The organism is Streptomyces sp. NPDC058401 (genome assembly GCF_042722885.1).
In the GTDB taxonomy this organism is placed as follows: domain Bacteria; phylum Actinomycetota; class Actinomycetes; order Streptomycetales; family Streptomycetaceae; genus Streptomyces.
In genome coordinates this window covers 40,073-53,134 of the sequence record NZ_JBHXKA010000052.1, presented here as the reverse complement: position 1 = coordinate 53,134, position 13,062 = coordinate 40,073, and the positions used below count along the sequence as shown (strand labels likewise).

At 71.8% G+C, this 13,062-nt stretch carries 14 protein-coding genes; 9 read left to right on the top strand and 5 right to left on the bottom strand.

What is annotated here, in order from left to right; translation table 11 throughout:
- Positions 1–215 precede the first annotated feature (215 nt).
- Both ACFWNV_RS20580 and ACFWNV_RS20575 read left to right on the top strand, forming a co-directional pair.
- Positions 216–1,799, top strand: a complete 1,584-nt coding sequence (locus ACFWNV_RS20580; RefSeq protein ID WP_383948811.1) for an alpha/beta hydrolase — start codon at positions 216–218, stop codon at positions 1,797–1,799.
- Between the two features lie 198 nt (positions 1,800–1,997).
- Complete coding sequence (locus ACFWNV_RS20575; protein ID WP_383948809.1) at positions 1,998–2,435, top strand: hypothetical protein; 438 nt, start codon at positions 1,998–2,000, stop codon at positions 2,433–2,435.
- Positions 2,436–2,463: 28 nt separating this feature from the next.
- Here ACFWNV_RS20575 and ACFWNV_RS20570 read toward each other — a convergent pair whose 3' ends face one another.
- Positions 2,464–3,639, bottom strand: a complete 1,176-nt coding sequence (locus ACFWNV_RS20570; RefSeq protein ID WP_383948806.1) for a lipase family protein — start codon at positions 3,637–3,639, stop codon at positions 2,464–2,466.
- A 408-nt stretch (positions 3,640–4,047) separates the two neighbouring features.
- Here ACFWNV_RS20570 and ACFWNV_RS20565 point away from each other — a divergent pair, with 408 nt between their 5' ends.
- The 4 genes from ACFWNV_RS20565 to ACFWNV_RS20550 all read left to right on the top strand — a co-directional run bounded on the left by ACFWNV_RS20565 (position 4,048) and on the right by ACFWNV_RS20550 (position 6,522).
- The gene (locus ACFWNV_RS20565) at positions 4,048–4,692 is read left to right on the top strand and encodes a DUF6232 family protein (RefSeq protein ID WP_383948803.1); all 645 of its coding nucleotides are present in this window, start codon (positions 4,048–4,050) and stop codon (positions 4,690–4,692) included.
- Positions 4,689–5,393, top strand: coding sequence for a DUF6232 family protein (locus tag ACFWNV_RS20560; protein WP_383948800.1), 705 nt, complete (start codon positions 4,689–4,691; stop codon positions 5,391–5,393). Before ACFWNV_RS20565 ends, ACFWNV_RS20560 begins: the two co-directional genes overlap by 4 nt.
- Positions 5,390–5,776 carry a hypothetical protein gene (locus tag ACFWNV_RS20555; RefSeq protein ID WP_383948798.1) on the top strand — a complete coding sequence of 129 codons (387 nt, stop codon included), beginning with the start codon at positions 5,390–5,392 and terminating at the stop codon, positions 5,774–5,776. The genes ACFWNV_RS20560 and ACFWNV_RS20555 overlap by 4 nt, the downstream gene beginning before the upstream one ends.
- Positions 5,777–5,961: 185 nt before the next feature.
- Entirely contained in the window at positions 5,962–6,522 is a 561-nt protein-coding gene (locus ACFWNV_RS20550) for a hypothetical protein (RefSeq protein ID WP_383948795.1), read from the top strand.
- A 34-nt stretch (positions 6,523–6,556) separates the two neighbouring features.
- Here the strand turns inward: ACFWNV_RS20550 and ACFWNV_RS20545 are convergent, their stop codons facing one another.
- Positions 6,557–7,573, bottom strand: a complete 1,017-nt coding sequence (locus ACFWNV_RS20545; protein ID WP_383948792.1) for an AraC family transcriptional regulator — start codon at positions 7,571–7,573, stop codon at positions 6,557–6,559.
- A gap of 119 nt (positions 7,574–7,692) precedes the next feature.
- Between ACFWNV_RS20545 and ACFWNV_RS20540 the strand changes: the two genes are divergently transcribed.
- A complete protein-coding gene (locus tag ACFWNV_RS20540; RefSeq protein WP_383948789.1) occupies positions 7,693–9,483 on the top strand; it encodes an AMP-dependent synthetase/ligase in 1,791 nt (596 codons plus the stop codon).
- A gap of 251 nt (positions 9,484–9,734) precedes the next feature.
- Here the strand turns inward: ACFWNV_RS20540 and ACFWNV_RS20535 are convergent, their stop codons facing one another.
- The 3 genes from ACFWNV_RS20535 to ACFWNV_RS20525 all read right to left on the bottom strand — a co-directional run bounded on the left by ACFWNV_RS20535 (position 9,735) and on the right by ACFWNV_RS20525 (position 11,968).
- Positions 9,735–10,667, bottom strand: coding sequence for a hypothetical protein (locus tag ACFWNV_RS20535; protein ID WP_383948786.1), 933 nt, complete (start codon positions 10,665–10,667; stop codon positions 9,735–9,737).
- 239 nt (positions 10,668–10,906) lie between these two features.
- Positions 10,907–11,395: a DUF4279 domain-containing protein gene (locus ACFWNV_RS20530; RefSeq protein WP_383948783.1), complete on the bottom strand. Its 489-nt coding sequence runs from the start codon at positions 11,393–11,395 to the stop codon at positions 10,907–10,909.
- A gap of 108 nt (positions 11,396–11,503) precedes the next feature.
- On the bottom strand, positions 11,504–11,968 hold the full coding sequence (locus ACFWNV_RS20525; RefSeq protein ID WP_383948780.1) for a hypothetical protein: 465 nt from the start codon (positions 11,966–11,968) through the stop codon (positions 11,504–11,506).
- Positions 11,969–12,140: 172 nt separating this feature from the next.
- On the opposite strand from ACFWNV_RS20525, the gene ACFWNV_RS20520 reads away from it, so the two are divergent.
- A complete protein-coding gene (locus ACFWNV_RS20520) occupies positions 12,141–12,662 on the top strand; it encodes a DUF6232 family protein (protein ID WP_383948777.1) in 522 nt (173 codons plus the stop codon).
- Positions 12,659–12,994, top strand: a complete 336-nt coding sequence (locus ACFWNV_RS20515; RefSeq protein WP_383948774.1) for a hypothetical protein — start codon at positions 12,659–12,661, stop codon at positions 12,992–12,994. The genes ACFWNV_RS20520 and ACFWNV_RS20515 overlap by 4 nt, the downstream gene beginning before the upstream one ends.
- The last annotated feature ends 68 nt before the right edge of the window (positions 12,995–13,062 follow it).

Below are 13,062 nucleotides of genomic sequence, written 5' to 3'. Positions count from 1 at the left end.
CCCCAGGGGTCCGGGCGCAGCCCGGGGGGCCTTCGGGTCAGGGCGGAGCCCTGGGAACGGTGGAAGGGCGGGTAGGGGACTCCGCCCCGCGCAGCGGTGTCGGCCGGGTGGTCCGTGTCAAGGGGCCGGAAGGGTGATGGGCTCGCGGAGCGGGGTGCGGAGGGCACGCTTAGGGTGGGGCCAACTGGTCCGGGGGGCCGCTCCAGGAGGGTGCAGTGCACCGTTCCCGTTCCGGAGCCCGCTCGGCTGCGCGGGCTCGTACGCGAATAGCCGCCGGATTCCTCGGCACCGCCCTGGCCGCCGGCGCCCTGCTCGCCGCCGTGCCCGGAACGGCGCCCGCGCGCACCCCGCGGACCCCCGCGCCCGCGGGGATCGCGTGGGGAGCGTGCCCCGAGAAGCCCGTGCCCGACGGCATGCGCTGCGGCACCCTCACCGTGCCGCTCGACTACGGGGCCAAGGGCAAAGCGGATGCGAAGGGCAAGGTCCGCATCGCCCTCGCCCGGCTCCCCGCCACCGGCCCCCGCGCCAAGCGGCTCGGCTCCCTCGTGCTGAACTTCGGCGGCCCCGGCGCCCCCGGCGTCTCCACCCTCGCCACCGACCCCAATGCCTTCGCGGAGCTCAACAAGCGCTACGACCTGGTCGCCTTCGACCCCCGCGGCGTAGGCCGCAGCGCCCCCGTCACCTGCGGCGGAAGCCCCCCGGAGGGCGGCGCGGCCCCCGTCGGGCCCGCCGCCGAGCTCGCCGCCCTGCGCGCCGTCGCCAAGCGCTGCGCGCTGGACTCCGGGCCCGTGCTCCCGTACGTCGGTACCGTCAGCGTGGCCCGCGACATGGACCTGCTGCGCCAGGCCCTCGGCGAGGACCGGCTCGACTACCTCGGGTTCTCCTACGGCACGCGCCTCGGCGCGGTCTACGCCGCACTGTTCCCGCACCGCACCGGCCGCATGGTCCTCGACGGGGTCGACACCCTCACCGAGCCGCTCGGCGAGCAGGCCCTGCTGTCGGCGGTCGGCCAGCAGCGGGCGCTCGACAACTTCCTCGTCTGGTGCGCCCACCGGCAGGACTGCGTCTACGGGACGAACACCCGTACCGCCAAGGAGAAGGTCCAGGCCCTCGTCACCCGCCTGGACGCAACCCCGCTGACCGGTGAGGGCGGACTGCGCTTCACCGGGCAGGACGTGGCCGATGCCATCGGGGTCGCCCTGTACTCGCAGAAGGCGTGGCCCGACCTCGCGGACGCGCTCGCCCTGGTCGAGCGCAACGGCGACCCCGTGGGGCTGATGCAGCTCGGCGGTCCGGAGGAGCCGCCGCCGCCCCGCGAGGAGGTCGCCGGGGCGGTCGCCGTGCCCGCCGACAACGCCAGTGCCGCGCTCGTCGCCGTGAACTGCGCCGACGACCCGGACCGCGGCGACGCCAAGGCCTCCCCGGTGGCCGTCGCGCAGGAGCTGGAGGCGCTCCAGCCGGTCTTCCTGGCCGCCTCGCCGATCTTCGGGCCGCGCCAGCTGATGACGGTGCTGGCCTGCTACGGGCGCCCCGCCGGCACCGATTTCATCCGCGGCATCGACCGCCCCGCCGGGATCCCGCGGATCCTGCTCGTCGGTACCCGGGGGGATCCGGCCACCCCGTACGAGTGGACGGAGGAGACGGCGAAGCGGCTCGGCAACACCGTGATCGTGGACTACAAGGGCGACGGACACACCGGGTACGTGGCCTCGCGCTGCGTGCAGGGGTACGTGGACCACTTCCTGATCGACGGCCGGCTGCCCTCCGGGACGCGCTCCTGCCCCGCCGGGGACTCCTGACCTGGGCGGGGTTAGGGTGACGCGCTCGATGTCCGACGGTGGGGGGAAAGACGCGTGGTGCGGGAACAGCGGAAACAGGTGGGGTGGGCGGTCTGCGGAGTCGTGGCCGGGATCGCGCTGTTCGCGGGCTGCAGCAGTGGCAGCAGTGGCGGTAGTGGCGGCGGTGGTGACGATGCTGCGGGTGCCGGTGGCAGCGGCATGAGCGCGGAGGCCGCCCCTTCGGCGGGTGCCTCCGGAGCCCCGGTGTCCGGGAAGGCGGCCGTCGCCGAGGAGGTCAAGTCCCTTCTGGAGGCGCGACTCACCCCGGACGAGGGCCGGTTCGGCTCCGGCAGCGGATCGCCCTGTTCGGCGGGTTCGGCCAAGCTGTTCACCCAGGCGTGCGCGGACGCGGCCGCGGCGACGGACGCGGACGCGGCCTACGCCCTGACCAGGATCGGCGGCCGCCCTGGGTTCGCCACGTTGACCTCGGCGGCGCAGAAGATCCAGAAGGCCGCCGCCAGGTACCAGGAGCTGGGCTGCGCGAAGAACCCGGCGGACGCACCGGACCGCCAGGCGTGCCTGGCGGCGGGGGCCGTCCTCGCCCAGGGCTTCCCGGACCTGCGCACCGGGGCCAACCTCGGCCTGGCCGGCAAGTAGCCGCCAGCCGGGCCGGGTGACCGGGTGGTCAGCAGTTGGGGTGCGTGGCGCGACCCGCGAAGCGGTCCGCGAGCCAGTTCCCGACCGTGAGGGAGTGGGTGATCACGCCGCTGACGTGCTCACCGATCCAGATGGTGTCGAATTCGAGGTTCGTGCCCCGCGCGCACCAGTCGGAGCGCAGCCGGCTGCCGACGGCGTACGGGATGAGCTCGTCACCGAGCGCGTGGTACTGGTACACGGGCGCGGCCGGGGCGGTGCGTCCGAGCTTGCTCTGGTTCAGCCGGGCCTGCCAGTCCGGCTGCGCGAGCGGGTTGCGGGTGGTCAGGTCGGAGATCCGTTTGAAGGAGCCGGCGATGGCGTCGATCGCGACGCAGTTGTCCTTCATGGCGCCGACCAGCAGCTTCCCGGCCGGGTTGAGGTAGGAGTCGAGCTTCAGTTCCGGGAAGGCCGCGTCATGGCCGGCGGCGGCCATGAAGATGAGGCCGGAGCCGTAGGAGCCGTTGTTGAAGTCCGCCACCTTCAGCAGGTCGGCCGGGACGCCGCCCGTCGCGGTGCCCTTGACCTGCAACTCCGGTGCGTACGAGCCCTGCAGCTCGGCGGCCCAGCTGCTGGCCTGGCCGCCCTGGGAGTACCCCATGATGCCGACGGGCGTCGTGGCCGCCAGCCCGGCCTCGGGGAGGCGGGTGGCCGCGCGGGCGGCGTCGAGGACGGCGTGACCGGCGGAGGGGCCGACGGTGTAGGTGTGCACGCCGGGGGTGCCGAGGCCCTCGTAGTCGGTGACGACGACGGCCCAGCCGCGCAGGGTGAGCTGCTGGATGAGGTTGGCCTCCAGGGCGGTGCCGTACGGGAGGTTGTTGCTCGGCGCGCAGGAGTCGCCCATGCCGACGGTGCCGACGGCGTAGGTGATCAGGGGGCGCGGGCCGGTGCGGCCGTCCTGCGGGACGATGACGGTGCCGGAGACGACGTTCGGGGCTCCGTCGGCGGTGGTCGAGTTGTAGTGGATCTTCCAGGCCTTGGTGTTCGTGGGCTGGCCGGGCAGCGGGTGGAACGCGGACGGCGCACTGCTGACGATGTCGCCGGGGCGGGCCGCGGCCCCCTCCTGGGCGGCGGCCCGGGCGGTGGCCTGGGCGGTGGCGGTGGCGGGGATCGCGGCCGAGAGGGCCAGGGCGGCCACTGCGGCGAGTGCTGAGCTTCGGATGCGCATGGGGCGGCTCTCCCAAGGGTCCGGGTGGGGGTGGTAGGTGAGGAGAAGGTAGTGACCGACCGGTAGGAACGTCGCTGACCGCACAGCTCAGCTTTCCTGACCCGGGACCGCATCCCTGCCGCGCCGCTCACCTTGTCGGTGTGGCCGCGGATGCGGTACGAACGCGCGGCGTGCAGGGCGGAATTCAGCCATGCGGACCATCAGGCTCGGCGGGGCGCGGCCTACGCCCTCGCCGCGGGAGGCGACGGACCCGACGGACCCGACGCGCATGACGGACGATCACGTACCGCCAACTCGCTTTGCCCCATCATGAGTTGGCGAGTAATTGACGCTTACACAGTCGGGGCTCCGGGTGCTTAATGGTTCCCCGCGCAGTCTCAGTCGGCTGCGCGTTCGACTGGGGGAGCCATGGAATCCAACGGGGCCACAGCACCACCGCCACCCACACAGCCACCGCGGCAGCCCGCCCTGCCGCCCCTGCCGCCGAGCGCGGGGGCGCGCGGTGTCCAGCTGCGGATCAGCAGGCGGCTGCTGTGGGTGGGGCCGGCGGCCTATCCGCTGCACAACATCGTGCGGGTGCAGACCGCCGTCCTGACGCCCGACCGGGCGAAGGCCGTCATCCGGTTCCTGGTCTGGGGGACCGCCCTGGCCGTGTTCTGCTTCCTGCTGGCGCAGTTCACCGACGACGGCCCGAACTACTCGTACGGGGACTACGGCTACGAGGACGGCGCGGGCTCCACCGCCGAGGCGCTGTACGGCGTCGGGTTCATCGGGGGGCTGGCCCTCGTGTCGCTGCTCGTCTACCGGCTGAGCAGGCCGGACCTGCACGTCATGGTCGTGGAGGTGGCCAGCGCCTCCCTCGCGCTGGTGACGATGCCGGACGCGAGCCAGCTGGACGTGGTCGTCCAGCACGTGGTCCACGCCATCGACCACCCGGAGGCGGAGTTCTCCCTCCGGATGGACCGGGTGGACATCAATCTGAAGAGCTACCACCTCGGCGACAACGTGAACGTCTACGGGGGCGTGGGCAACACCGGGGTGGTGAGGACGTGACGGTACCGCCGCTCCCGCAGCAGCCCCACCAGCCCCCGTCCCACCAGCCTCCGTCCCACCAGCCTCCGTCCCACCAGCCCCCGCCCCACCAGCCACCGCCCCAGCCGTCGCAGCAGCCGACCTTCCAGCCTCCGCCGCCGCTGACCCCGCTGTGGGTGCCCGACCCGACCCCCCAACCGAAGTCGCGCACGGAGGAGTTCGCCGCACCCGACCTCGTGCTGCGGGTCAGCAACCGCCTGTTGTGGGTGGGGGAGGCGGTCTATCCGCTGCACAACGTCGTCCGGGTGCACACCTTCGTGCTCAGTCCGGACCGCAAGAAGGCCGTCGCCACCTTCCTGCCGTGGATCCTGCTGCTGGCGGCGTTCTTCACGGCGTTCGGCATGGACGGCAACCCGCCCGGCCTGGTCGCCACGGCCGTCGCGATCGCCCTCCTCGTCACGGCCCTCGTGCGCCGGCTGAACCGGCCCGACCTGTACGTCATGAGCGTGGAAACCTCCGGTGCACCCAGCGCGGTGGTGACCCTGGGGGACCGGGCCGAACTGCGGAGGCTGGTCGCGCGGATCGTCGACGCCATCGAACACCCGGAGAGGGAGTTCTCCCTCTACGTGGCCCAGCCGACGGTGAACATCGGGCACTACGTCCACGTCGGCGACACCGCGAACATCAACGGCTCGGGAAACATCGGAGTGGTGAAGAAATGACGACGGACAGCGGCAGCGGCAGCGGGATCGGGCGCTCGTACCACTACGGCGACAACGTCACCATGAACGGCGGCCGGGACAACATCGGCATCGTCAAGAACCAGTCCCCGACCATCGGCGGCCCGCAGGCGGCGCCCACGACCCCCGAAGAGGCGATCCGGGAGCTGGAGCGGCTGCTCCTGGAGCTCCGCCCGCAGGTCACTCCGGCCGACGCGGGCGCCATCGACACCAACCTGCCGGTGATCGTCTCCCCGGAGAGCGGCCCGGAGGCGCGGCACGGGGCCCTGATGGCCGTCCTCGGCATCGCGACCCTCGCGGGCGAGATCGGGCTGCCGATCATCGAGATGGTGGGCCGGCTGCTGGAGCTGCTGAGCGGGGCCTAGCCGTAGCCGTCATTTGCTAATTGAATCAATCCATGGCGAATGATTGCCCGCTCAATCATCAAGAAAAGCTTGCCTTCTTAGGGAAGGCAAGCCTTTCTTCTTTCATCCCGATTTGCATTCATATACGAGTTAATTGTTAGAGTCCGCCTCGGAAAGCGATTCCCACCCCGCCCAGGAGGCACCAGATGAACGCGGCAGTGCGACAGACGGCCAAGCGTCGGGTCATCCACCGGGGTCCCGCCCCCACCCTGCGTACCGCGCTCCGCGTCGCCGAGGTCGGCACCGTCCGCCGCGACGTCCGGACCGCCCCGGGCATCCGCGGCGCCCGTGCCTGCGACTGCGGTGAGCGGACCGAGCGGGGCGGCTGCGGCAGCGGTACGCAGCTCTGCGTGTCCTGCGGGGTGAGCGCCTGCCGGGGCTGCACCGCCCCCGCCTCCGCCTGCACCGCGTGCGAGATGAACGCCTGCACCTCCTGCGACGTGGCCGGCGCGGCCTGCGCCACCTGCGCCGTCAGCGCCTGCCGCGGCTGCAACGCCCCCGCCTCCGCCTGCCGCAGCTGCGACATGAACGCCTGCCGCTCCTGCGCGGGCAACACCTGCGCCGAAGCCGCCCCCACGGGCTGCTCCGCCCCGGCCCCGGCCGCCCAGACCCCGGCCGCCCAGACCCCGAAGGGCTCCTGCGCCACCGGCAACGGCGGCTGCGAATGCGGCCTGTTCACCCTCGAGGTCCCCGGCGCGACCCGCTAACACCAGCGCACCGGCCCCGGCCCCGGCCCCCGCCTCAGCCGCCCGACGCGATCCGGTACGCCCCCGGGGTGGTGCCCGTCCAGCGGCGGAAGGCGCGGTGGAAGGCCGTGTCCTCCGAGAAGCCCAGGCGGGCCGCGAGCTCCGCGATGGGTTCGCGGCTCTCCGCCAGGCCGGCGATGGCCGCATCCCGCCGCACGTGGTCCTTCAGCTGCTGGAAGGACGTGCCCTCCTGCTGGAGCCGCCGCCGCAGCGTCGCCGGGGACACCGCCAGGCGCGCCGCCACCTCGCCCAGTTCCGGCAGCCGCGGCGAACCGCGCAGGGCCTGGGTGAGGCTCCGGCGGACCTGCTCCGCGACCGTGGTCCCGTACGCCGGCCGGGACAGCAGGTCGAAGGGGGCCCGCCGGAGCATCGCGTCGAGCGCGGCCTCGTCCCGTACCAGCGGAGCCGTCAGCCAGTGCGCGTCGAAGGCCACGGCCGCGCCCGTGCGCGCCTCGCCGAAGCGGACCGGGCAGTCGAAGAGCAGCTCGTACTCCTCCTCGTGCGGCGGCGCCGGATACGCGAAGGAGGCGTAGGACAGCGGGATGCGCCGGCCGATCAGCCAGCTGCTCAGCCGGTGCCAGATGGCGAGCACGCACTCGGTGAGGAAGCGCTCCTCGTCCCGCGCGAACTCGTTGCGCACCGCGAACCAGGCCTGCCCGCCCTCGACTTCGAGCGCCAGCTCCGGCCCGCCCGGGAACAGCCCGTAGAAGGTCGCGGAGCGTTCCACCGCCGCCCCGAGATCGCGGCAGCCCAGCGCGGCCCTGCACATCATCGCGAAGGTCCCCGGCCGGCTGGGGACGGTCGACAGGCCCAGGAACTCGTCCTGCGTGGCCCGGTACAGCGCCCGGAACAGCCGCGCGAACTGCGCGGGCGTGACCCGCGCCCGGTCGTCGCCCAGCAGCAGCGGCGGAATCTGCGCCTCCTGGAGCAGCGGCACGGTGTCGAGCCCGCTGCCGCGCGCCCCCGCGAGCACGGCACGCACGTGGTGCACGGTGACCGTCCGCCTCCCCATGGGTCCGACGGTAGCCGCAATGAGCGCTGAGGTCAGCGGGGGTGACGCTTCCGGTCATGCCGCGGACGCCATCGCGGTGCCTAGCGTCATCGGTACGACCCGAGGGGGAGGCGAGCGCGATGAGCCCGATGGACCCGATGGACCCGGTGAGCCCGATGAGCGGGAGCGAGACCGGCGGAGCGGTGCGGCCGCGCACGCTGGCGGTGTTCACCGAGTGGACGGGCGAGCGGTACGCGGCCGAGACCGCCCTGCGGCACAAGGGGGGAGGCCCGGGGGGCTGGGACACCGTCTCCTACGGTCAACTGCGCGCCCGCGTGAGGGAGTCCGGGCGCGCCCTGCTCGGCCTGGGGGTTGCCCCCGGCGAGCGCGTCGCGGTGCTCGCGGAGACCCGCCCGGAGTGGACGTACACCCATTTCGGGGTGCTGGCCGCGGGGGCCGTCCTCGTGCCGGTGTACCCGACGGCCGGGGAGGAGGAGCTTGCCTGGGTGCTGTCGGACTCCGCCGCCGTGGTGGCCGTCTGCGACGACTCCGCGCAGGCGGCGCGGGTGGAGGCGCTGCGCCCGAAGCTTCCGGCGCTGCGCGCGGTGGTGGAGATGGACGCGCTGCGCGACCTCTCCGGCCCGGCGCCGGAAGCCGAACTCCTGGCCCGGGCAGCGGCGGTGGACCCCTCGGCCGACGCCTCCATCGTCTACACCTCGGGCACCACCGGCCTGCCCAAGGGGTGCCGCCTCACGCACGCCAACCTCGGCGCGATCCAGGACGCCACGCTTCCGCTGGTCAAGGGCGGCCCGGGGGATTCCACGTACCTCTACCTCCCCCTCGCCCACCTGCTGGCCCAGCTGATCCAGTTCACCACCCTCCTGGAGGGCGGGGAGCTCTGCTACTTCGGCGGCCGCATCGAGGACGTCATCGGCGAGCTTGCCGAGGCCCGGCCGACCCATCTGCCTTCCGTACCAAGGCTGTTCGAGAAGCTGCACTCCGTGGTCCTGTCCCTCGCCGAGTCCCAGGAGGGCGGTACGGACCGCTTCGCCGAGGCGGTCCGGCTCGGGTTGCTGGCCGCCGAGGGACGGCTCCCGGCCGCGGACCGGGCCGCGTACGAGGCTGCCGAGAAGACCCTGTACTCCCTGGTCAGGGGCGCCTTCGGGGGGCGCCTGAAATGGGCGCTGACGGGCGGCGCCCCGATCGCCCCGGCCACCCTCGACTTCCTGCGGGCCTGCGGGATCGCGGTCTTCGAGGGCTACGGCATGACGGAGTCGGGCGGGGTCATCAGCCTCAACCACCCGGACGGGATCCGCTACGGAACGGTGGGCCGCCCGATCGCCGGGTGCGAGGTCCGCATCGCGGAGGACGGGGAGGTCCTGGCCCGTGGCCCGATGATCTTCCCCGGGTACCACGCCAACGACACGGCCACGGCCGAGGCGCTGGACCCGGACGGCTGGCTGCACACCGGTGACCTGGGGGAGTTCGACCAGGACGGCTACCTCTCCATCACCGGCCGCAAGAAGGAGCTGATCATCACCTCGGCGGGCAAGAACATCACCCCCACCGAGCTGGAGTTCGCCGTCCAGCGCTCCCGCTACGTTTCCCGCGCGGTCATGATCGGCGACCGCCGCCCCCACCCGGTGGCCCTGATCACCCTGGACGCGGAGGAGATCGCCGCCTGGGCGGCCCGCGCATCGGTGACCCTGGACCCCGCCGCCCCCGGCGAGCACCCCGCCGTACGGGCCCTCGTCGCGGAAGCGGTCGAGGCGGCCAACGCCACGGTCTCCCGCCCGGCCCGCGTCCGCGCCTTCCGCGTCCTGCCCGGGGATTTCACCGTCGAGGCGGGCACCCTCACCCCGACGCTGAAGCTCCGCCGCCGGGCGGTGGCGGAGCGGTACGCGCGCGAGATCGAGGAGTTGTATGGCTAGGAAGCCGTCGGGTTGGGGGCTGTACGGGCATGAAGCTGTACGGGTAAGGGTGCTCCGGGGACCGCCGGCCGGCCGGTTCGGCCGGTGGCTGTGAGGGTCGCACCCCCGTGGCATCCCTCCCAGCCGGCCCCCGCACGGGCCGAAGCCCCCGGAAGCCGCCAGGAGTCCCCGGAGCACCCCGGAAGCCCCCGTGGGGCCGGGGGGCCTCACGGGGGCGGCAGGTGGGGCCCGGCGGTGCCGGGCGGGGGGGGCTAGGCCGAGCGGCGGCGGAGCAGGAGGAAGCCGCCGGCGCCGAGCACCGCGGAACCGGCTCCGGCAGCGATCCACGCGGACGCGCTGTTGGTGGAGTCGGCCACCTCGGCGCCGGCCGCCACGCCGCCCTTGGGGACCACGACGGTCTGCGCGCCGCCGTGGGCGGAGACCGCGGGCTTCGGGGTGGTGGAGGGCTTGGCCGCCGGGGTGGAGGGCTTGACGCCACAGTCCTTGAGCGGCGCCGGGAAGCTGACGCCCAGCCACGGGACCACGCCGTCGGCGACGTGCACCTGGAGCTGACGGGCCGTCGGCTCCCAGGCTTCCTTGATGCGGACGCCACCGGCGAGGCCGACCGGGTTGGCCGGGGTGAGCGTGGCGAGGGTCCGGGAGCCCTTCGCGTCGATGAGCTTCGCGACCGGGCCCGAAGGGCCGTTGGAGATCTCCAGGCTGACGCCTTCGAGGGGGGTGGACATGTGCCTGGTCACCGTGCAGCCCTGCCGGGTCTCGCTGCCGCCCTGCGCGAAGCCCCCGGACCCCGGGTTCTTCCAGGACTGGACCTGCCCCTTGCTGTTCAGGATGACCCACATGCCGGCGATCTGGTCGCCGTCCTCCGCCTGCCCGCCCGGACCGCCGACGCTGAGGCTGCCGAGCTGGCTGCTGCCCTCGCTGTAGACGTCCAGCCAGTACGCGCCCTTGCCCTTCTGCCACAGGTCCGCCTTGGTGCCGTTGGCCAGGACCAGGTGCTTGACGAGCTTGCCGCCCAGCCCCTGCCCGGCCGCATCGGCCTTGGGAGCAACGGACTTGGGTGCGTCCGCCTTGGGGGCGTCGGCCGCGAAGGCGGTGCCCGGGGCGAGCAGGGCCCCCGCGAGGGCGGCGGTGGCGACGGCGGAGCGGAGGAGGGTCTGACGGCGGGAGCGGGTGCGGATCGACATGGAGAACTCCGTGATGGCAAAGGGTGGAAGAGGGAGAGGCACGGCACCTCCTCTGCCAGACGGACTCTCGACTGTCGGGGCTTGGCGGGGCTGCAAGAAGAAAATTACGGAGCCTGTGTAGGCGAAGTGTCTGCTCCATGTCACCGGACTGTCACGGCGGTTGCGGCGGGCCAAAACCCACTACGACCTGCACAAACGGGCGCACCTGGGTCACCTCGCCGCGAAGGCGGCGGGCCGGCTCAGTCCGACGGCGGGGAAGGAGTCATGTCGTACTCGTCGACGTCCAGATATGCGCCGGTAGCGGCAAGGAACGCGATGGCCTCGCGATCGAGCGCCCAGCCGAAGAGGTTGTGCTCGTCCCTCTCGTGCGGCTGCCCGGCTTCGTCCTGCCGGTCGTCGTTGAAGTAGCGCACGACCTCCAGCACCGCTTCGAGGCCCCGCTCTTCCTCGTCGTCGGCACTGTTGTACTGCTTCATGAGCTCGGCTATCCGGCCGGTCTGTGGGCGGAGGCGGTCCAGGACGTGCGCGATCTGTTCGTCGACGCACAGGCCCGGTTCCCTGCACACGACCTTCCAGACCTGCCAGAACGGCTTTGCCGGGTCGACAGGAAGGCCGCGGCGGTTGAGCACTTTCGTCTCATCGGGCTCGATACCCAGCGCATCAGTGATCTCCTGCGCAGCGATGAGCCGGCTGGACAGGGCGAAGTAGACGTACTGGTGGAGAGGCATCCCCGGAGGCTACGGCTTCACCCCTCACTACCCACAGCGGATTTCCGCGCGCAGGCGACGGGTATCCAGCCGCTCTCCGGGGTGTGGGCCGGGGCTTCGAGACGGCTCTCAGCCCGTGACGAAGGGTGCGTAGCCGACCGGGACCTCGGTCACCTCAAGGTCCGAGAAGACCAAGGTCAGATCATGGGCGTTGGTCTCGATGTGGACCTCGTGGAAGTCGATCCCGACCGCCTTCGACCAGCGGAGGGCGGCCTCCGACTTGGGCCGGAGCTCGGCTCCGTACAGCTCGTGATAGTTCGCGCCCCAGACGTAACCGTCGAGGTCGATGGCGGTGTCGCAGTCGAGGAGCCGCTCGTCCAAGGACTTCTGCCAGATGTCCATGGACAGGAACGTCTCGCATCGGGCCTCGACGCAGTACCGGAAGAGGTACCGCAGGTAGGTCGTCGGGCTCTTGGGGCCGTTCCACACGTCGATGACGACCTCGTAGTCGCGCATGTAGGTGGTGTACCCGTGGTGCACGACATGGGCTTCGATGTGCTCGTTCAGCGTCCGCTGAAGTTCTGCGGTGTCCATGCTGCCCTTCTACCTCACCCCGTTGAGGAACCCCGCATTCCGTCGTGCTGCATGTCAAGCGGAATCGCGGATCGATCATGACTACGTCGAAATGGTCCTATCCCTACTTGGGCGGTCGGACCCGTCCTACACTTCGTGCCGTCAACGCCAAAAAGAGCCAGGGGGGCGCGAAATGGCGGTTAGTAATTCGACAGTCCAAGTCCGTGTGCAAGACGGTGTGCTGTGGGTCGACGGTGAGGCCTATCCGTTGCACAACATCTCCCACGTGGGGCAGCGCGTATTGGAGGTGGACAAGGGAGCGGCCTGGCGCAGGTTCATCCGCCGGGCATTGCTCTGCATCGTCCTCGGCGCCATCGCCGTGGCCGTCTTCGGGAACGTGGCCGGAATCATCGCGGTCGCCGTCCTCGGACTGCTGGTCTGGCAGCTCGTGAAGGTGATCGGAACACCTCCGGTGTACGGCCTCGTCCTCAACACCTCGGGCATCCAGCGCGAGGCGGTGTGGTCCCTGGACCGCGCCGAGATCGAGAACCTCGTCTACGAGATCACCAAGGCCATCGGCCGGCCGGACGCCGCCCCGGTGACCATCAACATCAAGGAAGCGGTGATGGGCGACCAGTTCAAGGTGTACGGAGCCGGGGCCATCGGGCAGGCCCAGCACAGCGGCACCGGCGACATCAGGGGAGGCGGTCGATGATGGCCGGCGACCAGTACACGGTGAGCGGTGCCGGAGGCATCGGAAAGGCCACCCACTCGGGCTCCGGCGACATCGTGGCCGGAGGTAAATACGCCGGCGGAACCCCGCCGGAGGCCTCGGCGCTGGAAAAGCTCCTCGAAGAAGTCCAGGCGATGAGGCAGCACCTGGGCGAGAACGACCGGGCGGAAGTCGACGCGGCGGTTGAGGAACTCGGGGAGAATCCCCCCGAGGCGAGATTCCGGAGAATTCTCGCGACGTTCTCCGGAATTGCGACCTTGATCGGAGAAGCCGGAGTCCCGGTGATCACCGCGGTCAGAGCCCTGCTGGGCTGAACGGCAAACGGAAGCCGAGGGGGCCACGTCCAGTGGCCCCCTCGGCTCATACCTCTCGAAGATCGCCC